Origin of the sequence: Streptomyces sp. NPDC048018 (genome assembly GCF_043202995.1) — a bacterium.
GTDB lineage: Bacteria > Actinomycetota > Actinomycetes > Streptomycetales > Streptomycetaceae > Streptomyces.
In genome coordinates, this window is record NZ_JBIDBK010000004.1 from 557,741 (window position 1) to 582,392 (window position 24,652).

At 74.0% G+C, this 24,652-nt stretch carries 18 protein-coding genes; 11 read left to right on the forward strand and 7 right to left on the reverse strand.

All coding sequences use genetic code 11. From position 1 onward, the window contains the following. Positions 1 to 9: 9 nt before the first annotated feature. Positions 10 to 1,356, reverse strand: coding sequence for a hypothetical protein (locus tag ACGF1Z_RS18550; protein ID WP_393005139.1), 1,347 nt, complete (start codon positions 1,354 to 1,356; stop codon positions 10 to 12). A 148-nt stretch (positions 1,357 to 1,504) separates the two neighbouring features. Beyond that, a complete protein-coding gene (locus ACGF1Z_RS18555) occupies positions 1,505 to 2,887 on the reverse strand; it encodes a transcriptional regulator (RefSeq protein WP_393005141.1) in 1,383 nt (460 codons plus the stop codon). Positions 2,888 to 3,203: 316 nt separating this feature from the next. Here ACGF1Z_RS18555 and ACGF1Z_RS18560 point away from each other — a divergent pair, with 316 nt between their 5' ends. From ACGF1Z_RS18560 to ACGF1Z_RS18575, 4 genes are all read left to right on the forward strand, one after another. Continuing rightward, positions 3,204 to 3,881, forward strand: a complete 678-nt coding sequence (locus tag ACGF1Z_RS18560) for a bifunctional DNA primase/polymerase (RefSeq protein WP_393005143.1) — start codon at positions 3,204 to 3,206, stop codon at positions 3,879 to 3,881. Between the two features lie 108 nt (positions 3,882 to 3,989). Further along, complete coding sequence (locus ACGF1Z_RS18565) at positions 3,990 to 4,829, forward strand: ABC transporter ATP-binding protein (RefSeq protein WP_393005664.1); 840 nt, start codon at positions 3,990 to 3,992, stop codon at positions 4,827 to 4,829. Further along, positions 4,826 to 6,460 (forward strand): transporter, encoded by a 1,635-nt coding sequence (locus ACGF1Z_RS18570; protein ID WP_393005145.1) that lies wholly within the window; start codon positions 4,826 to 4,828, stop codon positions 6,458 to 6,460. The genes ACGF1Z_RS18565 and ACGF1Z_RS18570 overlap by 4 nt, the downstream gene beginning before the upstream one ends. A gap of 395 nt (positions 6,461 to 6,855) precedes the next feature. After that, on the forward strand, positions 6,856 to 7,305 hold the full coding sequence (locus ACGF1Z_RS18575; RefSeq protein ID WP_393005147.1) for a subtilase-type protease inhibitor: 450 nt from the start codon (positions 6,856 to 6,858) through the stop codon (positions 7,303 to 7,305). 164 nt (positions 7,306 to 7,469) lie between these two features. Here the strand turns inward: ACGF1Z_RS18575 and ACGF1Z_RS18580 are convergent, their stop codons facing one another. Both ACGF1Z_RS18580 and ACGF1Z_RS18585 read right to left on the reverse strand, forming a co-directional pair. Next, the gene (locus ACGF1Z_RS18580; RefSeq protein ID WP_393005149.1) at positions 7,470 to 8,321 is read right to left on the reverse strand and encodes an alpha/beta fold hydrolase; all 852 of its coding nucleotides are present in this window, start codon (positions 8,319 to 8,321) and stop codon (positions 7,470 to 7,472) included. Between the two features lie 477 nt (positions 8,322 to 8,798). Then, complete coding sequence (locus ACGF1Z_RS18585; RefSeq protein WP_393005151.1) at positions 8,799 to 9,491, reverse strand: metal-dependent transcriptional regulator; 693 nt, start codon at positions 9,489 to 9,491, stop codon at positions 8,799 to 8,801. Between the two features lie 150 nt (positions 9,492 to 9,641). Between ACGF1Z_RS18585 and ACGF1Z_RS18590 the strand changes: the two genes are divergently transcribed. Beyond that, on the forward strand, positions 9,642 to 10,397 hold the full coding sequence (locus tag ACGF1Z_RS18590) for an SIS domain-containing protein (protein WP_393005153.1): 756 nt from the start codon (positions 9,642 to 9,644) through the stop codon (positions 10,395 to 10,397). A 65-nt stretch (positions 10,398 to 10,462) separates the two neighbouring features. On the opposite strand, the gene ACGF1Z_RS18595 is transcribed toward ACGF1Z_RS18590, so the two are convergent. The 3 genes from ACGF1Z_RS18595 to ACGF1Z_RS18605 all read right to left on the reverse strand — a co-directional run bounded on the left by ACGF1Z_RS18595 (position 10,463) and on the right by ACGF1Z_RS18605 (position 17,022). Continuing rightward, positions 10,463 to 14,278, reverse strand: coding sequence for a hypothetical protein (locus ACGF1Z_RS18595; RefSeq protein WP_393005155.1), 3,816 nt, complete (start codon positions 14,276 to 14,278; stop codon positions 10,463 to 10,465). A gap of 150 nt (positions 14,279 to 14,428) precedes the next feature. Then, positions 14,429 to 15,781 carry a PAS domain-containing protein gene (locus ACGF1Z_RS18600; protein ID WP_393005157.1) on the reverse strand — a complete coding sequence of 451 codons (1,353 nt, stop codon included), beginning with the start codon at positions 15,779 to 15,781 and terminating at the stop codon, positions 14,429 to 14,431. Positions 15,782 to 15,882: 101 nt separating this feature from the next. Further along, complete coding sequence (locus tag ACGF1Z_RS18605; RefSeq protein WP_393005159.1) at positions 15,883 to 17,022, reverse strand: LuxR C-terminal-related transcriptional regulator; 1,140 nt, start codon at positions 17,020 to 17,022, stop codon at positions 15,883 to 15,885. A gap of 264 nt (positions 17,023 to 17,286) precedes the next feature. On the opposite strand from ACGF1Z_RS18605, the gene ACGF1Z_RS18610 reads away from it, so the two are divergent. The 6 genes from ACGF1Z_RS18610 (at position 17,287) to ACGF1Z_RS18635 (ending at position 24,615) form a co-directional block, all read left to right on the forward strand. After that, positions 17,287 to 17,949: an NAD(P)-binding domain-containing protein gene (locus ACGF1Z_RS18610; RefSeq protein WP_393005161.1), complete on the forward strand. Its 663-nt coding sequence runs from the start codon at positions 17,287 to 17,289 to the stop codon at positions 17,947 to 17,949. Positions 17,950 to 18,109: 160 nt separating this feature from the next. Next, positions 18,110 to 18,868 carry a BTAD domain-containing putative transcriptional regulator gene (locus ACGF1Z_RS18615; RefSeq protein ID WP_393005163.1) on the forward strand — a complete coding sequence of 253 codons (759 nt, stop codon included), beginning with the start codon at positions 18,110 to 18,112 and terminating at the stop codon, positions 18,866 to 18,868. Between the two features lie 144 nt (positions 18,869 to 19,012). After that, positions 19,013 to 20,389 (forward strand): FAD-binding oxidoreductase, encoded by a 1,377-nt coding sequence (locus ACGF1Z_RS18620; RefSeq protein ID WP_393005165.1) that lies wholly within the window; start codon positions 19,013 to 19,015, stop codon positions 20,387 to 20,389. 279 nt (positions 20,390 to 20,668) lie between these two features. Then, the gene (locus ACGF1Z_RS18625; protein WP_393005167.1) at positions 20,669 to 22,033 is read left to right on the forward strand and encodes an MFS transporter; all 1,365 of its coding nucleotides are present in this window, start codon (positions 20,669 to 20,671) and stop codon (positions 22,031 to 22,033) included. Positions 22,034 to 22,177: 144 nt separating this feature from the next. Continuing rightward, on the forward strand, positions 22,178 to 23,236 hold the full coding sequence (locus tag ACGF1Z_RS18630; RefSeq protein WP_393005169.1) for a phenazine biosynthesis protein: 1,059 nt from the start codon (positions 22,178 to 22,180) through the stop codon (positions 23,234 to 23,236). After that, the gene (locus ACGF1Z_RS18635; RefSeq protein ID WP_393005171.1) at positions 23,236 to 24,615 is read left to right on the forward strand and encodes an aldehyde dehydrogenase family protein; all 1,380 of its coding nucleotides are present in this window, start codon (positions 23,236 to 23,238) and stop codon (positions 24,613 to 24,615) included. Before ACGF1Z_RS18630 ends, ACGF1Z_RS18635 begins: the two co-directional genes overlap by 1 nt. The last annotated feature ends 37 nt before the right edge of the window (positions 24,616 to 24,652 follow it).

Sequence of the window (24,652 nt, forward strand, 5' to 3'; positions counted from 1 at the left end):
CCGCACCCGCTAGAGCTGGGTGGGCTCGCGCTTCGTCAGTCCGTACTTGTCGGCGGTCGGGTTCCACAGCCCGGCCGCCTCGCGCTTGGCGGTCGTCGCCTCGCCGCTCTTCTTGGTGGCCTCGACCGTCTGCGAGGTCGACCGGGCGTGCCCGCCCTTGCAGACCTTCTTGCTCTTCGCCTGCTCGGCCCAGGCCGCGTAGTGGTCGTCGGCGGCGGCCGAGGCCTGCCAGGCCCTGGTGAGCGCCCCGGTCAGCGCCGTGCTGTTCGGCAGCTGGTCCACCGAGAGGCCCTCGAGCCGCTTGACCAGGCCGCGGCGCTGCTCGGCGGCGCCGCGCAGATCGCTGGCCGCCTGGTCGAGGTTGTCACAGCTCTTGATCGCCTCGACGGAACGGATCACCGCGCCGCGGCTGTTGTTGCTGTCGGCGAGCAGCTTGTCCAGCGCCTTCGCCTGCCCCTCCGCCGGGTCGGCGGCCTTCTCGGTCACCCCGCCGGACGGTGCGGCCGAGCTGGCCGCCACGTTCTGTCCGCCCTTGGCCGTGTCGTTCTTCTTGTCGTCGTCGCCGCCGCTGAGCAGCATGCCCGCGCCGAGGCCGATCACGGCGCAGCCGACGACCACGGCCGCGATCAGCACCGCCGGGGACCGGCGGCGCTGCGGCTCCGGCTCGTCGTCGTAGTAGGCGTCCTGGTAGGCGTCCTGCTGGTACGCGTCCTGGTAGCCGTACTGCTGCGGCGGCGGCTGCGGCGGCTGGTACTGCCGCTGCGGCTGGACCGGGGGTGCCGGGGCCGGCTGCGGGGTCTCGCTGCGGAACAGGTTGTCGAAGTCGGCGAGCGGCGGCCGCTCGTGCTGTAGGTGCGGGGCCTGCGGGGCCGGGGGCTGCGGGGCCGGGGGCTGCGGGGCCTGGGCCTGCGGCGGCACGGGCGCGATGTACTGCGTCGCCTGGGCGTCCGGGCCGCCCGCGACCGGCGGCAGGTACTGCGTCGCCTGGGCGTCCTGCGGGGCCTGCGGCGGTACGGGGGCCAGGTACTGCGTGGCCTGGGCGTCCTGCGCGGACTGCGGGGCCTGCGACGGCACCGGCGCGATGTACTGCGTCGCCTGCGAGTCGGGGCCCGGGTAGCCGTACCCGGGCTGCGGCGGCTGGGCGGCCTGCTGCGGATAGCCGTAACCCGGCTGCGGCGCCTGGGCGGCCTGCGGATAGCCGTACCCGGGCTGCGGCGGCGCCCCCGGCGGCTGGGCCGGGACCGGTGGCAGGTACTGCGTCGCATGGGCGTCCGAGGGGCCACCAGGGGTCACCTCAGGGGGGAGGGGCTGAGCGGCCGGATACTGCTGCTCCGGCCCCTGTCCGCTGTGCGTCACCGGGACTCCTGTTGATGGACTGCTGGACCGAACCTACGGAATCGTCGGCCCACGCTACCCGGTGCGCACAGCGCCCCGCACACGTGTGTGACAGAGGTGTGACGTAGGCCCCGTCCGGCGGCCCCGGCCCCGATCCGCCCCACGGGCCCTACGCCGCATAGAGGTCGAGCCGCGCCCCGAACTCCCGCACCACCGCCTCCCCCGCGTACGGCTCCAGGCGCTCCCGCAGGTCACCCAGGTACTCCGTCCCGCGCGAGGAACGCAGCGTGGCGAGCAGCTCCAGGGCGCGGGTGCCGGTGTGGCAGGCCTGCTCGACCTCGCGCTGCTGGAGCTGCGCGGAGGCGAGCAGGGCGAGGCCGATCGCCCGCCGCCGGGCCCTGGTCTCGGGGTGGCCCGCCAGCGACCGCTCGGCCGCCCGGGCCGCCTCCCGCGCCTGCCCCAGGTCGCGGTGGCAGTGCGCCAGCTCGTCCGCGAGGTACGCCTCGTCGAAGTGGCCGATCCAGGTGGGGTCGTCACCCGCCTCCGGATCGGCCTGCGCCAGGGCCTCCTCGGCGAGGCCCGCGACCCGCTCGAAGGCGTGCGCGTCGCCGAGCAGCGCGTGGCCGCGGGCCTCCGCCGCCAGGAACATCGCCTCGGCCCGCGGCGGCACCTGGCCCCGGGCGCCCTCCTGGGCGGCCCGGGCGAGCTGCGCGATCTCCCGCGGGTTGCCGAGCTGGGCGGCCAGGTGACTCATCGACGCGGCCAGCACGTAGCCGCCGTAGGCACGGTCGCCGGCGGCCTGCGCGAGCCGCAGGGCCTGGATGTAGTAGCGCTGGGCGAGCCCGGCCTGGCCGGTGTCCACGGCCATGTAGCCGGCGAGCTCGGTCAGCCGGGCGACCGCCGCGAAGAGCTCCCGGCCCACCGTCTCCCGGTACGAGCCGGAGAGCAGGCCCGACACCACGCTGTTGAGGTAGTGGACGACCACGGGCCGCACGTGCCCGCTGCCGAACCGCCGGTCCAGGTCGACCAGGGCGGAGGTCATCGCCCGTACCGCCGCGACGTCCGAGGCCCCGACCCGCGCCCCGGCGGCCCGCGCCACCTGCGGGTCGGCGGCGGTGATCAGCCAGTCCCGGCTCGGCTCGACGAGCGCGGAGGCGGCGACCGTCGAGCCGGACAGGAAGTCCCGCCGGCCCACGTCGCTGCGCCACAGCTCGCAGACCTGCTCGATGGCCCCGAGCACGGTCGGCGCGAACTGGAGCCCGACGCCCGAGGCGAGGTTGCGGCCGTTGGCCATGCCGACCTCGTCGATGGTGACCGTGCGCCCGAGCTTGCGGCCCAGCGCCTCGGCGATGATGCCGGGCGCCCGGCCGCGCGGCTGCTGCCCGCGCAGCCAGCGCGCGACCGAGGTCTTGTCGTACCGCAGGTCGAGGCCGCGCTCCGTGCCGACCATGTTGACCCTGCGGGCGAGGCCGGCGTTGGAGCATCCGGCCTCCTGGATGAGCGCCTGCAGCCGTTCGTTGGGCTGGCGGGCGACGAGTGGCCTGGCTGCCATGATGACTACCCCCTGAGGCCGGTGCGGTGATCACGTCCGTCCCACGGTCAACGGCCGTTGATCGACGGGACTGTTGATCACTGCCCTGCGGATATCCGGTCAATGCAGATGTGAACACGCGAAACCGGACACGTCGGCCGCCGCTCTCGGTACGGCACGCCACCGACGCCCCCCGACGACGGATACCCGGCCGCCGCTCACCGGCCCCACGCGCGCCCCCGCCCGTGCACCCGTGCGCCCCGCATGCAGGATCGATGCGCCACCCCGCTCTCGGCCGCGCCCGTAACCCCAGGTGACGGCGGGAGTTGAGTTCGACGTGGAAGAGACCATCGGAGTCACCGAAGCCGCACAGATCCCCCAGCAGCGAGGCGAGCTGCTCCTGGACAGCGCCGTGCGGTACGCGGAAGAGCGGCACTGGGACGTGTTCCCCGGGACCTGGCTGGAGGCGGTCGAGGGCGGTGAGCGCTGCTCCTGCGGTGCGGACGCCTGCCCGGCACCCGGCGCGCACCCGGCCAGGCCCGACTGGTCGACCCAGGCGACGGGCAGCGCCGTCGGGGCCCGGCGGATGTGGTCGAAGCAGCCGAAGGCGTCGATCCTGCTCCCCACGGGCCGCACCTTCGACGCGATCGAGGTGCCCGAGTCCGCCGGCTTCCTCGCCCTGGCCCGGATGGAGCGCATGGAGCTGACCCTCGGCCCCGTGACCTGCACGCCCGACCGCCGGATGTTCTTCTTCGTGCTGCCCGGCGCCGCGGTCAAGGTCCCCGACCTGGTGCGCAAGCTGGGCTGGGTCCCGTCCTCGATCGACCTCACCACCCGCGGCGAGGGGCACTACGTGGCCGCCCCGCCGACCCGGGTCGGCGCCTTCGGCGCGGTGCAGTGGGCCCGCAAGCCCACCGCGGCCAACCGCTGGCTGCCGGACGCCGAGGAGCTGATCAGCCCGCTCGCCTACGCCAGCGGGCGGGAGGCCGCGGACGCGCGGGCGCGGCAGGCCTGAGACGCCGAGACCCCTGCCGCCAGGGCGCTTTGGCCATATGGCCGGAAGGAGCTCAGCCGTAAGGTGGTGCCCTCACAACGGGGACAACCGAAGGGTTGACGCAACATGATGCCTGACCAGGCATTTGACGGAGCGTTCGAAACGGGGGGCGACGGATGGGGATCCGAAGCCGCGCCCGCCGTGCACGTCGAGGGGCTGTGGAAGCGTTTCGGCCAGCAGATCGCGGTGAACGGGATCGACCTGATCCTGCCCGCGGGCAAGTTCATCGGTCTCGTCGGTCCCAACGGGGCCGGCAAGACCACCACCCTGTCGATGATCACGGGGCTGCTCCGCCCCGACGCCGGCCGCATCCGGGTGGCGGGGCACGACGTGTGGGCCGACCCCGAGTCCGTCGCCCAGGTCAAGGCGCGGATCGGCATCCTGCCCGAGGGACTGCGGCTCTTCGAGCGCCTCTCGGGCCGTGAACTCCTGGCGTACAGCGGCCGGCTGCGGGGGCTGCCGGGCGCCGAGGTCGACAAGCGGGCGACCCAGCTGCTCGACGTGCTCGACCTCGCCGGCTCGCAGCACAAACTGGTCGTGGACTACTCGACGGGCATGCGCAAGAAGATCGGCCTCGCCGCCGCGCTGCTGCACAACCCCGAAGTCCTCTTCCTGGACGAGCCGTTCGAGGGGGTCGACCCGGTCTCCGCGCAGACCATCCGCGGCGTCCTGGAGCGCTACACGTCCTCCGGCGCGACCGTCGTCTTCTCCAGCCACGTCATGGAGCTCGTGGAGTCGCTGTGCGACTGGGTCGCCGTGATGGCGGCCGGCCAGATCCGCGCACAGGGCCCGCTGGAGCAGGTACGGGGCTCGGCGCCGTCGCTGCAGGCCGCGTTCCTGGAACTGGTCGGCGCGAACAGGCAGGACAACGGCGACTCCCTGGACTGGCTGGGCGGTCGGCCCCGATGACCACCGCCGACCCGACGGCCCCGGCGGCGGCCGGCGTCCCCTCCCTCACCTCCGTCTTCGTGCGGCTGAAGCTGTCGCTGCTGAGGAACGGCCTGAAACAGTCGGGCGGCCGTACCGCCGCCTTCGTCTCCTCGATCGTCGTCGGCATACTCTTCGCCGCCGGGATGCTGTTCGCCTTCGTCCTGATGCGCGGGCACGCGGCGGCGCCGACCGTCACCGTCCTGCTGGCCGCCGTCGTCGCGCTCTCGTGGACGGTCATGCCGCTGTTCGTGCCGAGCGGCGACGAGACCCTCGACCCCACCCGGCTCGTGATGCTGCCGCTGCGGCCCCGGCCCCTGGTCCGGGCGCTGTTCGTGGCCTCCCTCGTCGGCATCGCCCCGCTCGTCACCACGATCCTGGCGGTCGGCGCGGGCCTGGCACTCGCGGAGGGCGCCGCCGGGACGGTCGCCGCCGTCCTCGGCGTGCCGCTCCTCGTGGTGTCCTGCGTGGCGCTGTCGCGCTCGGTGGCCGCCGCGAACGTCCGGCTCCTCACCTCCCGCAAGGGCCGCGACCTGGCCGTCCTGTCGGGCCTGGTGATCGCGGTGGGCATGCAGTTCGTCAACTTCGGCGCGCAGCGGCTCGGCCGGGCCGGCGGCGTCTCGTCGCTGGAGCCGGCCGCCGAGGTGGTGGGCTGGCTGCCGCCCGCCTCCGCGGTCTCCGCGATCGACGCGGCGGGCGACGGCGACTACGCGGTCGCCGCCGCCAAACTGCTGCTCAGCGCGGCCGCGGTCGCCGGGCTGCTGTACTGGTGGCAGCGCAGTCTGGTCCGCCTGATGACCGAGCCCGACGGCTCCACCATCGGCGCGTCCCCCGACGCCGGCGCCAAGGACAAGTCGGCCTCGTCCGGGCGGCTCGGCCGACTGCTGCCGGGCGGGCGCACGGGCACCGTGATGGAGCGCAGCCTGCGCTACATCTGGCGTGACCCGAAGACGAAGGCGGCCTGGGTGACCTCGCTCGCCATCGGCGCGATCGTCCCGCTCTTCAACGCCCTGCAGGGCACGGGCTCGATCTACTTCGCCTGCTTCGCCTCGGGCATGCTCGGCATGCAGATGTACAACCAGTTCGGCCAGGACACCTCCGCCTTCTGGATGGTGGCGCAGACCCTCTCGACGGCGGCCGACGCCTACGCCGAACTCCGGGCCCGGGCCCTCGCCCTGCTGGTGATCACGGTGCCGTTCACGGCCCTGGTGACGGCGGCGACGGCCGGGCTGCTCGGCCAGTGGGACCGCCTGCCGGAGGCCCTGGGCATCGCGTTCGCGCTGCTCGGCGCGATGGTGGCGAGCGGGGCGATGGCTTCGGCGAACTTCCCGTACTCGATCCCGCAGGACGGCTACAAGAACGTGGCGCCGGGACAGGGCGGGCTCGCCTGGATCTCCATCTTCGGCGGCATGCTCGCCTCGGCGCTGCTGTGCCTCCCGGTGATCGGCCTGGCCCTCTTCCTCCACCTCGCGGACCACGAGTCCCTGCTGTGGCTGCTATTCCCGGGCGGCGCGCTCTACGGCGTCCTGCTCGTCTGGGGCGGGCTCCGGCTGGCGGCACCGCGCGTGTCGGGACGCCTGCCGGAGATCCTGGCGGCGGTGAGCAAGGGCTGACGCCTCGGTGACCTCGGCACGAACGAGGGAGGGCCGGACTTCCACGGGAGTCCGGCCCTTCGGCATGTTCCGGTCGAGCCGAGCGGGTCGGATGTCCTACAAGGCCGAACCGGTTTTGGATCCCCGCAGGTCAGAGGGTCGTCCGGGCTTGAACCGCCGGGGCGTTCGAGGCCTCGGGGGGCGTCCCGGAAGCGGGCGTTCCCCCGTCCGAGCTGCCCGAACGACCAGTCGGTCGGCTCCCCGCGGCCGGACCGGCCGGAAACCGGCGTACGGATGTGCGATCACCCTCCGCGTCGACAAGACTCCACTCCGCATCCACAACTCGTGCACAACAGTGCACACCGGCATCTGCGTGCACATCAGCACCCGCAGCCACAAGCGAAGGGATTCCACCCGTGCGCTACTTCCGCGCATTCGGCGCCACCGCGCTCGCCACCGCGAGCGGTCTCGCCCTCCTCGGCACCGCGATCACCGGCACCGGCACCGCCCAGGCCGCCCCGACGAGCCTCTACGCGCCCTCGGCCCTCGTCCTCACCATCGGCAAGGGCCAGCGTCCCGCCACCGCCACGATCGTCCGCGCGGTCACCCTCACCTGCGGCCCGGCCACCGCCGGCAGCCACCCCGACCCCGCCTCGGCCTGCGCCGAACTGAACTCCGTGGACGGCGACTTCGCCCGCCTGACGGCCTTACGGGACGGCGGCCGCCCGTGCACCCGCGAGTGGAACCCGGTCACGGTCACGAGCGAGGGCGTGTGGGAGGGCAAGCGCGTGCGCTGGTCGGCCACCTACGGCAACTCCTGCGAGCTGCAGGCGCGTACGGGCGAGAGCGCGGTCTTCTCGTTCTGACGCCACCGGGGTGGACCCGACGGCTCACGGGCCCACCCGGCAGGTCCTCCGGCCCCGTCCGGCACCGGACGGGGCCCACGGCCGGCCTCCCCGGCCGGCCGCCGTGCGTCCGGCGCTCCGGCGCGGTCGCGCAGGGCCGCGGCGCACGCCCTCGGGCGGGCCGGTCACGAGGTGAGGGCGCCGTTCAGGAACGGCTCCACCGCCTCCCACCAGGCGTCCGCGTGCTCGTAGTGGAGGAGGTGGCCGGCGTCCGGGATCTCCGCGTAGGCGCCGTGCGGGAGGACGCGGACCATCTCCTGGGCCTCGGCGCGGCCCAGCTCGCCGTCGAGGCCGCGCACCACGAGGGTGGGGCAGCGGACCTGGGCGAGCGAGTCCCAGTGGGCGTCGTGGACCCAGGTCTCGCGGGAGGTCAGCATCTGGGCCGGGTCGAAGACCGGCCGCCAGCCGTCGGGCCGCTCGGTCATCACCTCGGCGAAGAACGCGCCGCGCGCCGGACGGGGGCGCTCCACCCAGGGGTCGTCCTCGGCGAACCACCGGCGGACGGCGTCGAGCGAGGCGAAGGGGACGGGCCAGCGGGCGAACCAGTCCCCCCACTCGCGCTGGGAGGCGGCGCCGAGCGCGGAGGCCCGCATGTCGCAGATGACGAGGGCCCGCACCAGGTCGGGACGCTCGGCGGCGAGCTGCCAGGCGGTGAGCGCGCCCATGGAGTGCCCGACGAGGGTGACGGGGCCGAGACCGAGCCCCTCGACGACGGCGATCGCGTCGGCCACGTACGCCTCGCGCGTGAAGGGGCCGGCCGTGGGCTTCTCGCTGCGGCCGTGACCGCGCTGGTCCAGGGCGACGGTGCGGTGGCGCGGGGCGAGCCGGCGGGCGGCGGGCGCCCAGTGCGAGGCGCTGCCCATCAGGCCGTGGAGCAGTAAGACACCGGGCCCGGACTGCGGGGCGGTCTGTTCCGTGAAGTCCCAGGCCGCCAGGCGTACGCCGTCGGCTCCCGTGACGTCGAGTCGTCGCACCATGCTGCTCGGCACCCCCTCTTTCCATGGCCCCGTGGCTGACCCCGTGGAACTGCCTCGTGGAACTACGCCAGACTATCGAACCTGTATTCGAAAATGCGCTTCTGCCACTCAACACCCCACGTTCGAGTGACGGCGCTCAAGGATTGACGGCTGCTGCCGAGGGGAGATCTTCAGCGGGAGGCGGACCGCTCGGGGAAAACGGTCCGAGGGGAACGACCCTGGGAGCTCGGGGCTCCGGGTCGACACAGGGGAGGACGGACCCCGGCGCCGCGAGGCGCCGGGGTTCTCCGTATGAAGGGTGGCCCTCATCCCCCCAGCGTGGCACGGGACAGGGCGCGGCCGTGGCGGTTCCGCCGTAAACGGGCCGGGAGTCCGGAAGGACGGGGCGCCGCCGCCGCTCCACGACGGCGGACCCCACGCCCCGCGGCGGACCCGGGACGCCGGTGCCGGGTCTAACCCGGGACGCCGGTGCCGGGTCTAGCCCTTGGCGACGAAGACGTGCGCCGCGACCTCGGAGTCCAGCTCCGCCGCCTCGCCGCTGCTGCCCACCAGGACACCGCCGGGCGACTCGGTCACCGACACCACCGAGCCGGGCTGCACGCCCGCACGGCGCAGCGTGTACATCAGCTGGGCGTCCGTCTGGATCGGCTCGCCGATCCGGCGGACGATCACGGTCTTGCCCTCGCCGCCGGCCTCCAGGTCGGCGAGCGAGACCATCGAGTCGTCCAGGAAGGACTCCGCCTCGGCCTTCTCGCCCAGCTCCTCGAGGCCCGGGATCGGGTTGCCGTACGGCGACTCCGTCGGGTGCCGCAGGAGCTCCAGGACACGGCGCTCCACGGCCTCGCTCATCACGTGCTCCCAGCGGCAGGCCTCGGCGTGGACCTGCTCCCACTCCAGACCGATCACGTCCACGAGCAGGCACTCGGCGAGCCGGTGCTTGCGCATCACGCGGGTGGCCAGACGCCGGCCCTCCTCCGTGAGCTCCAGGTGGCGGTCGCTCGCCACGGCCACCAGACCGTCGCGCTCCATGCGGGCCACGGTCTGGCTCACGGTCGGACCGCTCTGGTCCAGCCGTTCGGCGATCCGGGCGCGCATGGGGACCACACCTTCCTCTTCGAGCTCAAGGATGGTGCGGAGATACATCTCCGTGGTGTCGATCAGTCCGGACATACGTGCCCCTCGATGAGTCGTGCGCTGGCCCTGCCCCAATTCTTGCGCATCGCACCGACAACCGGGGCGCGCCGGGGCGAGGTGGTATTGACAGAGCAATGGTCCAGACCGCACCGTGATCCGCGACCACGACGAGAAGGAGCCGCCGCCATGGGCGAGAGCAAGCTGGCCGGACAGTTCTTCGACGCCGCGATCGGCCTGCTCCAGAAGGTGCGGGACGAGGACGCGGAAGAGATCGCGGCCGCCGGGACCGCCATCGCCGAGGCGGTCGCGAACGGCAACCGGCTGTTCGCGTTCGGCGCCGGTCATTCGTCGCTCGCGGCGCAGGACGTGGTCTACCGCGCGGGCGGCCTCGCCCTGATGAACCTGCTCGCGGTCCCCGGGGTGGTCGGCGTCGACGTGATGCCCGCGACCCTCGGCTCCGCCCTGGAGCGCGTGGACGGCCTGGCGAGCGCGGTCCTGGACTCCTCCCCCGCCAAGGCCGGCGACGTCCTGATCATCATCTCCCTGTCCGGGCGCAACGCCCTGCCGGTCGAGATGGCGATGAACGCGCGCGCCCTCGGCCTCACCGTGATCGGCGTGACCTCGGTGGCCTACGCGACCGAGACGAAGTCCCGGCACACCTCGGGCACGTACCTGAAGGACCACTGCGACATCGTCCTCGACTCCCGGATCGCCGTCGGCGACGCGGAGCTCACCCACGAGGGCATCGAGGCTCCCTTCGCGCCCGCGTCCACGGTCGTCACCAGCGCCCTGATGCAGGCCACGATGGCGGCGGCGGCCGAGGAGCTGGTGCACCGCGGCATCGAGCCGCCGCTGCTGCGCTCGGGGAACGTCGACGGCGGGCACGAGTGGAACGGCCGTGTGATGACGGAGTACCGCGACCGGATCTTCTTCCGCCACTGAGGCCGGAAAGCGACGTGGGGGCCGCGGCGAGTGCTCGCCGCGGCCCCCACGTTCTCCGTCAGGTCCTAGGAGACGTAGTAGCCGGCGACGTCCGCCAGCAGGTCCACGGACCCCGCGTGGTTGTAGAAACTCACCTTTCCGTTCACCACGGGCACCACCACGAGGTTCGGGATCGTGGTCCCGGCGGTGAAGTTCAGGTTGGACGCGGAGGTGCGCGTGGTCCCGGCCGGGAAGACGGACACGAAGCCCCCCGCCGTCGGCGCGACCGCCGTCACGTTCAGCACGACGGCCGTGACCCCGGTGTCCGGGATGCCGGCCCGCCCCGCGACCTGGAGGGTCACGGTCTGCCCCGCCCCGACCTTCGCCCCGGCCACGCCGGTCCCGGACCGCGTGTCCATCAGGCGGGTGGGGGTCATCGGCCGGTAGGCGGATCCCGTCCCGTCCATGGTGAAGAAGCCGGCCACGTCGGCGATCAGGTCCACCGCCCCGGCGTGGTTGTAGAAGGTCACCTCACCGTTGGCCGAGACGGGGACGAAGACGAGGTTCGGGATCGTCTGCCCGGCCGTGAAGTTGAGGTTCGACGCGGAGGTGCGCGGGCGGTCGGCCGGATGGACCGAGACGAAGCTCGCGGCCGTGGGCGCCGTCGCCGTCACGTTCAGGACCACGGCCGTGACCCCGGCGGCGGGAAGCCCGCCGTGTCCGGTCACCTTGAGGGTCACCGACTTCTGGGCCCCGACCTTGGCCCGGGGCACGCCGAGGCCGGCCCGCGTGTCCATCAGCCGGGTCGGCGTCACGGGCCGGTAGGTGGCCCCCGAGCCGTCCGTGACGTAGTAGCCGGCCGCGTCGGCGATCAGGTCGACGGAGCCCGCCCTGTTGTAGAAGGTCACCCTGCCGTTGACCACCGGCACGACCACCAGGTTCGGGATCGTCTGTCCCGCCGTGAAGTTGAGGTTCGACGCGGAGGTGCGCGTGGTCCCGTCCGGGTACACCGAGACGAAGCCGCCGGCGGTGGGCGAGGTCGCGGTCACGTTGAGGACGACGGCGCCGACACCGGTGGCGGGGATGCCCTTCGCGCCCGTCACCTGGAGGGTGACGGTGCCGCCCGGACCGACCTTGCCCGGTGCCACGCCGGTCCCGCTGCGCGTGTCCATCAGGCGGGTGGGCGCCAGGGGCACGTAGCGGCCGAGGCCGGACGCGGCCTCGGCGGGCGTGACGGTGAAGGTGCCGCGGCCGTACTGGGCGCCCTGCGCGATCACGGAGAGGCTCCAGACGCCCTCGGCGGCGGACCGCAGGTCCAGCGTCGCCGTCAGGGTCCTGGCGTCCGGCGAGACGGACACCGTGGTGGCGGTGAGCTGCCGCGCGCCGTCGGACAGCACGACCTGGTCCTTCATGCCGAGGGCCGTGCCGGTCAGCGTGAGGGTGGTGACCTTGCCGCTCGCGGCGGACGTCGGCGAGACCGTGCCCACGGTGAGCTTCTCGGTGCCGCAGCGGCCGAAGGTGCAGTCGAGCCGGGTGCTGTAGTCCGTCACCGAAGCCTTCTCGGGCAGACCGAGCACGAAGGTGCTGGGCGAGGCGGCGTCGTAGCCCGGCTCCTGCAGGTAGCACTGGTACGTCGCCGCGGCCGTGCCCATGCACCAGGAGTCGCCGCTCGCGTCGTACAGCGCGGGCACCGCGGTGTCCGGCCGGCCGGCGGTGTCGGCGACCACCAGGTCGAACCGGTCCCGGGCGGCGGTGGGCAGTGCCAGGCAGACCGCCGTGTGCTGCTCGTCCAGCCGGCCGGCGATCGGCCCGTAGCCGTAGGTGATGTTCGGGACCCTGGTGCACTCCGGGGCCGGGCCGGCCGGGGTGCCGATGCGCAGCGCGTCGAGGCGGTAGGTCTCGGCGCCCTTCAGGCTCGGCGGCACGTAGAGCACCACCTGGTAGGCGGTCGATCCGGTGACCGAGCAGGACCTGTTGCGGTAGCCGCAGGTGGGGACGCCCGCGCCCGCCGCGTCGTACGCCAGGATGTTCGCCGTCCCGAGGGCGTCGCGGACGTTGAGGTGCAGCACGTCGCCCGCGGCGCCGGTCGTCACCTGACGGCAGATCAGCGCACCCGGGGCGCCGAGGGCGCCGCCGGAGGAGGGACCTCCGACCGCGGTGGCCGGGATCGCCGGGCAGCCCTTCGCGGTCGCGGTGACGTCCCGGCGGGCGAGGGTGTACGCCGCCGGGGTGTCACGGCCCACGAAGAGCACGGTGTGGGCGAGGCCCGGGGTCAGCGCGCAGGTGGTCCAGCTGCCGTAGTTGGACCAGCCCTTGCAGACCGGCGTGCCGGTCGAGTCGAGGACGGCGTACTGGGCGGCGGGCGCCGCCCCGGCGGTGATCTGCACGTTCTCGTTGGCGGAGTGCGCGTCGGCCGGGATAGTGAGGCAGTGGGAGAAGACCCCGCCGCCGGTGGTCAGACGGGCGACGGCGCCGGTCCCGGTGAAGTCGCCCGCGGCGAACACCGGGCAGTCGTTGGCGGCGTCCGTGCGGTGGAGCATCAGCCGGTAGGCGCCGGTGGGCGGCTGGGTGTCGTCGGTCGACACGAGGGCGCGGTACGGCGCGGGGCCGGTCAGGACGCAGGTGCCGTCGAGGAGCTTCTCCTCGCCGCAGACGTAGCCGCCGTCCGCGTTCCGGACGACGACGTCCGGGCGGGGCTCCGGGCCGCCGGTCGGCTTGAGGAGCGCCACGTGCGCGTCCTGCGGCAGCGGCAGCGTCAGGCAGTCGATCTCGCCGGGCGAGGCGAACGAGCCGTCGACCGCGCCGAGGCCGGCGGGCACACAGCCCTCCGTGGCGGCGGGGTCCAGGATCAGGGTCGGGTCGTCGGTCGTCACCGTGTACGTGACGCCGTCCTTCAGCACGCAGGTGTCGTAGGTCTGACAGATGATCGTGCCCGCGCGGTCGTACACCCGGAGGTGCGAGCGCTGGCCCTCCTGACCGACGCCGTAGACGTCGTACGTGGCGGCCTTGGGCACGGTGAAGGTCTTGCAGCCCGTCGGCGGGGACACGGCCGTGGGGGCCGAGCCGTAGGCGTTCGGCGCCACGGTCGCGCAGCCCTCGGGGTCCGAGAGGCGGCGGATCTTCAGCCGGTAGGCGGCCGGGTAGCCCTCCGAGGCGTAGATGCCCTCGCCGATGATCCGGTAGGGGCCGTCACCGGGCAGGACGCAGCCCTCGCCCTCCGCGCGCAGGTCGCAGACGGGGCCGCCGGTCTCGTCGGTGATCCAGGCCCGCTCGTCGCCGTACACGACCATCGCGAAGTCGTGGGTGATGCGCTCGCCCGGCTCGGCCGCGAACGGCTGGCAGACGAGGCCCAGTCGGTGGAGGGTCCCCGACAGCGGCTGCTGGTCCCACGACGTGCGGGCCTCGGGGAGGCACCCCTCGGTCGTGACCAGCGGGGTGACGGTCACCGACGGCTCGTCGGGGTCGACCGAGCTGTTGTCGAGGCGCAGCGTGAACGCACCGGTGCGCGGCAGCACGCACCAGCCCGCGCCCCGGTCGTGGTCGTAGCAGTCGAGGGCCGTCTCACCGTCGAAGACGGTGGCACGGGTGTTGTAGTGGGCGGCCGGCAGCACCCGGTGCATGCCGGGCTGCTCGGCGGTGAACGTGAAGCACGCCGTGCCGTTGCCGGCCAGCGCGACCGTGCCGACCGCCGGTCCCGGGTCTCCGAAGTGCGCGAGCGCGAGCGGCGCGCAGTCCCCGGCGGCGGGCGCCTCGGCCGCGGGAGCGGCGGGCGCCTCGGCCGCGGCGGGCCTGTCCGCCGCCGGTGCGGCCGGGACGCCCGGCTGCGCGGCGGGTGCGTCGGCGGCCCGTGCGGCTTCGGCGGTGATCACCGGGAGCAGCAGGGACGACAGCAGGGTGAGCACAGCGAGAAGTGCGGCGTACGGCGCGGATCTGGGCGGCGTACCCGAAGGTCGAGGCATGACCGGTCCCCCCGGAGCGGTGAAGTTTGGTGATTCGCCGTGATGATCGCACAGGCGAACGACAAGTCCCCCCTGGATTAGGACGGCTCCGGGCTACCCGCCCCCACCGGGCCCCAGCGCCTCCCCCACGTCCAGGGCCGCCGCGACGCGCGCCGCGACCGTCTCCGCGTACACCGCGTCCTCGCGTTCGAAGGCCGGGCGGGACGGGGTGCGCAGGAAGGTGGCGATGCCGAGGGTGCGCGCGCGGGCGCGGAGGGGGAGGCAGAGGGCGTGGGCCGTGCCGGCGGGCCAGAGCCGGTCGGTGGACCAGCGCGGGGAGCCGGGGGTGGCGCTGGCGCGGGTGGGGCCCTGGCGGCCGAGGGCCTGGAGGGCGGGGTGGGTCGCGGGGTAGCGCAGCGGGATGCCGCCGCTGGCCACGGGGGCGACCGGGCCGGGGGCGCCGGCGGGGCTCGCGAGGGCGCGGACCAGACGCCCCTCGGGGGTGGCGTGGTCGACGAGGACGTGGTCGGCGAAGCCGGCCAGCGCGAAGTCGAGGAGGACGGCGGCGGCCCGCGCCGGGTCCTCGCACTCCGCGGCCGCGGCTCCGGCACGGTGCAGCTGGCTCCAGCGGAACCGCATCCGGTCGGCGTCCTGTTCGGCGAGACGTGCCTCGGTGACGTCCTGGAAGAGCCAGCCGACACCCAGCGGGACGGGCTCGGGCTCCTCGGCGAGCGGGGAGGCGAGCCGGACGAAGCCGCAGCGCCAGCAGCGGCGGCGCTCGCCGCGGGCGCCGCGCAGGGTCACCCAGATGTCCGCCGGTTCGGGCGGGGAGCCGGCCGCCAGGACGTGCTGGAGGGCGCTCTCCAGCTCCTCGACGCCCTGGGTGACGAGTTCGCCGAGCGGGCGGCCCAGGAGCGAGCCGCGGGCGGTGCCGAGGGCGCGGGCCGCGTAGCCGTTGACGACGGCGGGGCGCAGGTCGACGTCGACGAGGACGACGCCCCAGGCGGCGTCGGTGAACAGGGCCTCGCTCAGGGCGAGGGAGCGTTCCAGGTCGATCTGGGTGTGGACCTCGCTGAACGCGCAGTAGACGCCGGCCGGCCGCCCGTCCGCGGCGCGGACGCCGGCGGTCTGGGTGCGGACCAGGACCCGGCCGCCGTCCTTGCGCAGCAGCGCGAACTCGTGGACCTGGCGGCCGGGCGCGCTCATCGCGCGCAGCAGGCGGGCCCGGATCTCCCCGGCGTCGGCGCTGCGGGCCGCCCAGCCGTCGAAGCCGGGCCGGCCGACGGCCTCGCGGGCGGTCCAGCCGAGGATCCGTTCGGCCTCGCGGTTCCAGTGGGTGACGGTCCCGGAGGCGTCGAGCGCGCAGAGCGCCGCGTCCATCCCGTCCAGCAGGGCGGCGAGGAGGTCGGCCCCCGGCACCCCGGGAACCCTCGCCGTATCGGCCGTGTCACTCGCAGAGCCACTCATCCGGGCACCCCCCGGCCTCATTCAACTGGAACGTGACCCAGGACACAGCCCTTTCGGGGAAACCGGGGGGAAACGGGGACCGACTCCCCGGCGCACGGCACTCATTCGCCGTGGACGCGGACGATCCCCTTCTCCGCGAACGGCGCGTAGTACTCGGTGAAGAGCTTGCCGACCAGCTCGCCCCGGCTGGAGACGCCGACCTTCTCGAAGACGCCCTTGATGTAGTCGCGGACGGTGTGCGGCGAGAGGTGGAGCTGCTCGGCGATCTTCCCGGTGGGCAGCCCGCGCGCGATGCACTGGGTCACCTCGGTCTCCCGCTCGGTCAGTTCGAAGGCGTCCACGATCAGCGGCACGATCTCGGAGGTCTTGGCCGGCTCGATCACCACGGCCGAGGGGCCGAGTCGCCCGTCCGCCTCGCGCAGGCAGGAGGCGTGGCAGACCAGCCAGTGACCCGTCCGGGTGCGCACCCGGACCCGGGCGTGGCCGCGGTCGCGGTCCTGGGAGATGGCACGGGCCTTGAGCGCGGTGGCCTGGACCCAGGCGGGGACGCGGAGACCGGCGGCGTCGATGGCCGGGCCCTCCGGGAGGTCCGCGAGGTGGGCGCGGGCGTCGTCGTTGGCGGAGAGGAGCGCGCCGGAGGCGTCGAAGAGGAGCAGGCCGGGGCCGTGCGGGGAGTCCGGCAGCGGCTGCGGGGCGGTGCCGGCGAAGGAGCGCAGCCGGCGGGCGAGCGGGGTCACCAGGCTCTCGACGAGCCGGGTCTCGGCGGGGCCGAAGGCCGGCCTGCCGTGGGCACGGAAGAGGCTGATGTGGCCGTGCGGCCGGCCGCCGATGCGCAGCACGGCCCTCAACTCGTCCTGCAGGCCACGGGGCTTCATGAAGGAGTGGTAGAGGCTGCTGCGGGCCGGCAGGTCGCCGGTGACCTGGCGCAGGCCCGCGACCGGCACCTTGGCCTGGGCGAGGTCACGGAACAGGTTCACGTTCTCGGTGAAGAGCTCGGTCTCCCAGTAGACGGCGCAGCCGTGCTCGTCCAGGTTCTCCGCGCGGATGGGCGCGGCCATCATGCCGGTCTCCGGGTCCGTGACGCGCCAGACGGCGGCGTCGTACGGGATGAGCCGGCGGACGTGCTGGGACGCCTCGGCGAACATGCCGAGGGCGTCGTCGCTCTTCGCGGCCCGCGCCAGCAGCTCGGCGCGACCGATCTCGATTCGGGAGGCGCGTGAAACGCGGCCGGCACTGGTCACCCCCCGATCCTGGCAGGACCGGGGCGGAGCGCCAACCCCTCACTTGAGGGGGTCGAATCCACAGCGTCGTTAACGCGGGATTACGCCGCCGGGAGGGCGCCCATTCGAAGACCGTCCGGGTTCTCGCGCAACCCCTCGAAAGGGGGGATGAAACGGAGGGCGCCCTGCGAGAAAATGTGACGGCACGCATTCCGGCAGGGCTCCGGCGGGGAATCTACGAAGCTCTTTCGGACAGCGACTTCTCGGCAGGCGGTGGGTACGCGTATGAGAGTGGGCATCATCGGCGCGGGCGCGATGGGCAGGGCCATGGCCCGCCGGGCCGCGCTGGCCGGATCGGGCGTGCTGCTCGCCGACGGCAGCGCCGGCCGGGCGCGGCGGGTGGCCCGTGAGACCTCGTGCGGTACCCCCGGTTCCGTCGAGGCCGTCACCGTCCGGGCCGCGCTGCGGCCGGGCCTGGTGATCCTGGCCGTGGACCGGGCCGAGTCCCTGGAGTTCCTGCGCGCCCACCACGGGACGCTCGCCGGGAAGGTGCTCGTGGAGGTGACCGCGCCGCGGACCGGCGCGTACGGCTCGGACCCGTCCGGGACCAGCGCCTACGCCGCCGAGGCGTACGGCACCGAGATGTGCGACCTGATGGCGGCGGCACCCGGCGCCTCCTGGGTGCGGGCCTGCGCCGCCGGCGACGCGGAGTCGATCTACCGTGGCCTGATCGACGGGCATCCCGTCGACATATTCGTCGCGGCCGACGAGGAATCGGCCAAGATCCGGGTGATCGAGCTGGCCAATCGATCGGGTCTGCGGGCCCTGGACGCCGGACGGCTCGACCGCGCGCGGGTTCTCGACGAATTGACATCTTTGGGTAGGGAAATCAGCCACAGACTGGCTGCGCCGGAAGGCTGGGCAATAAAGTTGCTGCCCAGCTGGTGAACGGCCGTCAGACCAACGTCCATTCCACTGGCAATCCGATCTTGGGGGAAGATCCATGACCAGAGAACCGACGACTTTTCATGCCCTGGGGGCCCTTGTCGTGCACGGTGCGCACGGCGAGGTGAAGCTGAGCGGAAACCGGCAGCGCATATTGCTGACGATGCTGTTACTCGAGAGCAACCGGGTGGTCGGCGTCGACCGCCTCATCCGGGCCATCTGGGGGGACGCGCCGCCGGCCACCGCCCGGAGCCAGATCCGCATCTGCGTGTCCTCGCTGCGCCGCCAGTTCGCGTCCGGTGACGTCGCCGCGACGATCGAGACCCACAAGACCGGCTACCGGCTGCGGACCCCGGAGGCCGGCATCGACCTGCACCGCTTCGGACAGCTGATATCCCGGGCCAGAGGCGAGGCGGCCGACCGCCCCGACCTCGAACTGGCGTTGCTCTACCGAGAGGCCCTCGCCCTGTGGCGGGGGCCTCTCGGCGAAGGGCTCGGCAGCCCGCTGCTCGACACGGTGGCCCTCAAGTACCACGAGGACTACCACTCCGCCCTGGAGGACTGCTACGAGCTGGAGTTGGGGCTCGGCTACCACCGCCGGGTCCTCGGCGAGCTGACCCACCACGTCTCCGAGCACCCGTTCCGCGAGACGCTCATCGCGCAGCTGATGATCGCCCTCTACCGCTCGGGGCGGACCGCGGACGCCCTCGCGCTGTTCCGCGACACCCACCGGCGCTTCCGCGACGAGCTCGGCATCGTTCCCGGGGAACGCCTCCAGTCGATCGAGAGCCTGATCCTCGGCGCCACCGACAAGACCACCACCGACCGCTGCGGGCTGCTCGACGGTCCCGCCCAGCACCCCTGCCCCGACGAGGCCCTGCTCTTCGGGCAGCCGGCCGCCGCCGGCCGCGTCCGTCGCTGACCGGCTTCCCCCCTCAGCTGAGGGGGGCGGCCGGCGCGAAGTCCCTCCTCCGCGGGGGATGGGACGCCCCACCCGCCACGGAAAGACTCGGAGGCGCATCCAGGCACGGCACCCAGGGGCCGTACGCAGAGAGAGGGGCCGTCCATGGCTCGCCAGCCTCAGTACACCGTCATCCCGGACAGCGCGGTGGACCGGCTCGTCTCCGAGGTGAAGGGCGAGGTCTTCCTCCCGGACGACCCGGGGTACGAGGCCGAGCTCGACGGCTTCAACCGGATCGGCCGGCACCGGCCGGCGATCGTGGTGGGCGCGGTCGCCGCCGAGGACGTGGTCGCCGCCGTCCGCACCGCCACCGAACTCGGGCTGCCCGTCGGCGTGCAGGCCACCGGCCACGGCATCGCCGCCCCCGCCGGGGAGGCGCTCCTGGTCACCACCCACCGGATGAACGCCGTCGCCGTCGACCCGATCGCCCGGATCGCCCGCGTCGAGGCCGGCGCCCAGTGGCACCAGGTCATCGCGACCGCCGCGTACCACGGCCTCGCGCCCCTCAACGGCTCCTCGCACCTGGTCGGCGTCGTCGGCTACACCCTCGGCGGCGGCCTCGGCCCGCTCGGGCGCCTCTACGGCTACGCGGCCGACCACGTCACCCGGGTGCACCTCGTCACCGCCGACGGCCGGCACCGCACGGTCACCCCCGACTCGGACGAGGACCTGTTCTGGGCGCTGCGCGGCGGCAAGGGCAACTTCGGCATCGTCACCGCCATGGAGTTCCGCCTCGTTCCCGTCGCCCGGCTCTACGGCGGCGGCCTCTACTTCTCCGGCGCGCAGGCCGCGGAGGTGCTGGAGGCCTGGCGCACCTGGACGCGGACCGTGCCCGAGACCCTGACCTCCTCCGTGGCCCTGCTCCGGCTGCCCGGCCTGCACCAGGTGCCCGGACACCCGGCCGGTGAACTCGCCGTCCACGTGCGGATCGCGTTCACCGGCACCGAGGAGGACGGCGAGGAGCTGCTGCGCCCGCTGCGCGAGGCCGGCCCGCTGCTCGCCGACACCGTCGCCGAGATGCCGTACCGGGACGTCGCCGAGATCCACCAGGACCCGACCGAGCCGCTGCCGTACCACGAACGCAACCTCGTGCTCCGGGACCTCGACGAGGACGCGCTGGACGCCCTGCTCGCCGCGGCGGGCCCGGACAGCGGCTGCACCGACCCGATGGTGGAGCTCCGGCACCTGGGCGGGGCGCTGTCCCGGCCGCCGGCCGTGGCCAACGCGGTCGGCCGCGACGGGGCTTACACCCTGTCCACGCTCTCCCTGCCGGGCTCGCCCGACGTCGTGCTGCGGCCGCTCTCCGGCTGGTCCACCGGGCGCCGCTACCTCAACTTCCTCGCCGGGGCCGACACCGCGGGCTCCGCCCCGGAGTGCTTCGACCGGGCGACCTTCGCCCGGCTGCTCCAGGTCAAGAAGCACTACGACCCGCACAACACGTTCCGGCTCGGGCACGCGCTGCTCCCCGACGGCGCCGCCTGAGCCTTCCGACCGGCCGGGCCGGGCCCGCACCCCCGGACGGGCCCGACCCGGCCTCCCCTCCCCCCGTGGCCCCCGCCGTCCCGGCCGCCCCGGCCTCGCCTGTCCCCCGGCCCCCGGCTCCCCGCTCCCCCGACCCGCACCGCCCCGCTTCCCCTGCCATGTCTGCTCCCCCGGCTCCCCCGGGCCGCCTCTGCTCCCCCGCGGTCACCGGTCCCTTCCCCCTTCTCCGATCCCCCGTCCACCGATCCACGACCCGCTCGTCTCCGTAGGAGGAGACCCATGACCACCGATCAGGCCGTGTCCACCCCTTCCGGGCAGCCGGCCGCCGTCCTCAGCGCCCGGTCCGCCGGGCTCCGCTACGGTGCCCTGTTCGGGCCCGCCGTCTTCGGCGTCACCGCCGCCGGCGTCGCCCTGCCCGACGTCGCCAAGGCCCTCTCCGCCACTCCGGCCACCGCGGCCTGGGTGCTCACCGCCCACGCACTGGCGCTCGGCGTCGGCACCGCCCTCTTCGGCCGGCTCGCCGACTCGAAGGGCGTCCGCACCTCGCTGCTCATCGGCTCCGTCGTCCTCGCCGTCGGCACCGTGATCTGCCTGCTGGCCCCGAACATCGGCGTCCTCGTCGGCGGCCGCTTCGTGCTCGCCGCCGGTTCCGGCGCCATGACCTCCGGCGCCCTGGCGCTGTCCGCGGGAGCTCCCCCGGCGGACCGGCCCAAGGTGTTGGGCGGCTTCGGCGCCACGATGGCGGTCTTCTCCGCCAGCGCCACCCTCGCGGGCGGCGTGTTCACCCAGTGGGTGACCTGGCGGATCGCGCTCGTCCTGCCCGCCCTGTCGCTGCTCGCGGTGCCGCTGTGCCTGCGCGCCGCCTCGGTCCGGGCCGGCAGCGGACGCAGGCTCGACCTGCCCGGCGCGGTGCTCCTGACCGTCGCCGCCATGTCCTTCCTGCTGCTCATCCAGTCGTACTCGCTCGGTCTGACCACGTCGGTCGTGATCGCCCTCGCCGCCGCGCTCGTGGTGTCCCTGGCCGGCCTGATCCAGCGGGTGCGGACCACCGAGGGCTCGTTCGTGCCGCGCCGCCTGGTCGCCGACAGCGTGTTCCTGCGCGCCTCGATCACCGGCGTCGGCGCCTACGCGGGCCTCTTCGCCGCCATGTACCTCGTGCCGCAGATCCTCGTCGGCGGACACGGCTGGAGCGTCCTCGCCGTGGGCTCCTGGCTGCTGCCCGGCGCGGCCGTCGGCGCCGTGCTGTCCCGTTTCGCCGGCAAGTTCGCCGGCGGGCAGGCCGGTGCGGTGATGCTCAGCCTGATCGCCCTCGCGATGGCCGCGGTGCTCGCCCTGACGGCCGCCACGACCAACCCGACGCCGCTGCTGATCGGCGCCTCGCTCGGCTTCGCCGGCTTCGCCGTCACCCAGGTCATCACCACCGCCCTGATGTCGGCGCACGTCGAACCCGCCCTGCGCGGCGGTGCGATGGGCCTGCTCAACCTGACCTTCTTCGTGGGCGGCGGCGTCGGCAGCGCCACCGCCGGCGCGCTGGTCAAGTCGCTGGACCTGACCACCGTGCTCGCGGTCGTCGCGGTCTTCCCGCTGATCGCCGCGGTGTCCGCGCTCACCCTGCGCTCCGGCGGCGGAGCGGCCAGGGCCTGAGCCGGAGCCCGCTCCGACGTCCCACCCGGCGCCGGGCCCCCACGGGGCCCGGCGCCGAAACAACACCAATACAGCCGCGATAGGCGCCGACCGAAGGATGGGCTCGTCGGCGCCTCTTCGCGTTGAAGGAGACCAGTACTCGTCATGACCGACTCCCCGACCACGGAATTCGACCTTCACATACGGAAGCTGATGTCCTGGCACTTCGGTGTGGACACCGGCTCGCCGTTCTGGCTCGCCAAGCGCGACAGCCTCGGCTTCGACCCGCTCACCGACATCGGCGGCCTCGCCGACCTGACCCGGTTCCCCGACGTCAGCGCCGAGCTGCGCACGGTGCCCGTCGGCGACCTCATCCCGCGCGGGGTGTCCGACCGCGTCTTCCGCGTCTACGACTCCGGCGGCACGACGGGTTCCCCGAAGCGGATCGTGGACAGCGCCGCCCGCGCCGAACTCCTCGTGTGGGCGCGGCAGCGGCTCATCGAGAGCGGGGTGCCCGCCGAGGGCGACTGGCTGCACCTGGGCCCGAGCGGCCCGCACGTCATCGGCTACGACGTGTCCCGCTACGCCGCCCTGTCCGGCGCCCTCTTCCACACCGTCGACCTCGACCCGCGCTGGGTGAAGCGGCTGCTCGGCGACGGCCGCGAGGACGAGGCGGAGCGCTACGTCCAGCACCTGCTGGACCAGGCCGAGACCATCCTCACCACGCAGAAGGTGGCCGTCCTCAGCTCCACCCCGCCGCTCCTGGAGGCCATCTGCGCCCGCCCCGCGCTCTACGAGCTGGTGCGGAGCAACGTGAAGGCGGTCATCTGGGCCGGCACCTCCATCAGCGCCGAGAGCCTGCGGATGCTCGACCGGGAGTTCTTCCCCGACGCGGCCGTCGTCGGCGTCTACGGCAACAGCCTGATGGGCGTCGCCCCGCAGCGCCCGGCCGCCCCCGGCGACAGCCACCCCTGCGTCTTCGAGCCGTACCCGGCCACCACCCGCCTGGAACTCGTCGACGACCGGGGTGAGCCCGTGGCCTACGGGGAGCGCGGCCGGGTCCGGCTGCACCTGGTCGCCGAGGAGATGTTCCTGCCGAACGTCCTGGAACGCGACAGCGCCATCCGGATCGCCCCGCGCCCCGGCTCCCCCGTGGACGGTCTCGCCGACGTCCAGACCTACCGCGCCGTCGACGACGTGCGCGTCATCGAGGGGGTCTACTGATGGCGGACACCCAGCTGATCGGCATCGATCCGCTCGTCTGCGGCCGGCCCGTCACCAGCTCCGACCGCGGCCGGCTGCCCGACGTGCGCGGCGGCGACCTCGCCGACGTCGGCTCCGCCCCACGGCTCATGGCGCTCGCCGCCCTGCGCGAGCTGCGGGACCACGCCGACGGCGTCCCGGTCCCCCAGGAGGTCTTCGACCGGGCGGCCGAGCTCTTCGAGGAGGCCGTCCTGGGGGGCGAGTCGCCCGAGGACTACGCCGACCGCGTCTCCTACGCCACCGGGCTCACGGCCGCCGCCGTCGCCCAGTCCGTCCGCGACCTCGTGGACGAGCTGCGCGAGCTGTCCGAGACGACCGCCGCCGAGCTGCCGGGCACCGGCTTCGGCGCCGGGTTCGCGACCCGCTGGGTGCCGCGCGGCCGGGTCTTCGCCGCCGTCATGGCCAGCAACCACCCGACGCCCAACGTCACCTGGGCGCAGGCCCTCTTCCACGGCTACAGCGTCGCCGTGAAGCCGGGCAGCCGCGACCCGTTCACCCCGCTGCGGCTGACCCGGGCGCTGCTCGCCGCCGGACTGCCCGCGCACAGGCTGGCGTTCCTGCCGGCCTCGCACCAGACCGGCGAGTTCCTGCTCAAGGAGGCCGACCGCGGCATCGTCTACGGCGGGGACAGCGCCGTGCGCCGCTGGCAGGGCGACGAGTCGGTCGCCGTACGCGGCCCGGGGCGTACGAAGGCGCTCCTGGACGCCGAGCCCGACGAGCCGACCGTCGCCCACCTGGCGCTCGCGGCGTCCTTCGACGGCGGCACCCGCTGCACCAACCTCTCGGCGGTCCTGACCACCCGCCCCGTGCACGACGTCGCCGACGCGCTCGCCCGGCGGCTGGCCGCCCTGCCGAGCGTGCCCGTGACCACCGCCGGCGCCACCCTCCTGGTCGCCGACCGGGAGCGGGCGGCGCGGATCCGGCACCAGGTCGACGAGCTCCGGGCGGCGCCCGGGGTGACCGACCACAGCGCGGGCCACGATCCGGAGGCCACCGCCGTCGTCGTCGAACTCGGCGACGGCTCACAGCTGTTGCGTCCGCTGGTGCTGTCGGTCGACCGGGTGGACCATCCGGCGGTCGGCACCGAGCTGCCGTTCCCGTTCGTGGTCGTGGCGCCCTGGACGCCCGCCGACGGGGTGGCCCCGCTGCGCGGGTCGCTGGCCCTCAACCTGCTCACCGAGGACGAGGGGCTGGTCGACGCGGCCGTCCGCGAGCCGAGCGTCCGCAAGGTCACGCGCGGCGCGGTCCTGCCGTGGACGGCGGTCCCGGGCATCCCGCACGACGACAACTACACGCAGTTCCTGCTGGAGCCGAAGGGCGTCGTGGCCGCGGCCTCCTGACGCGCCTGCCGTACCGCTCCCGCTGAATCGTTCCCTC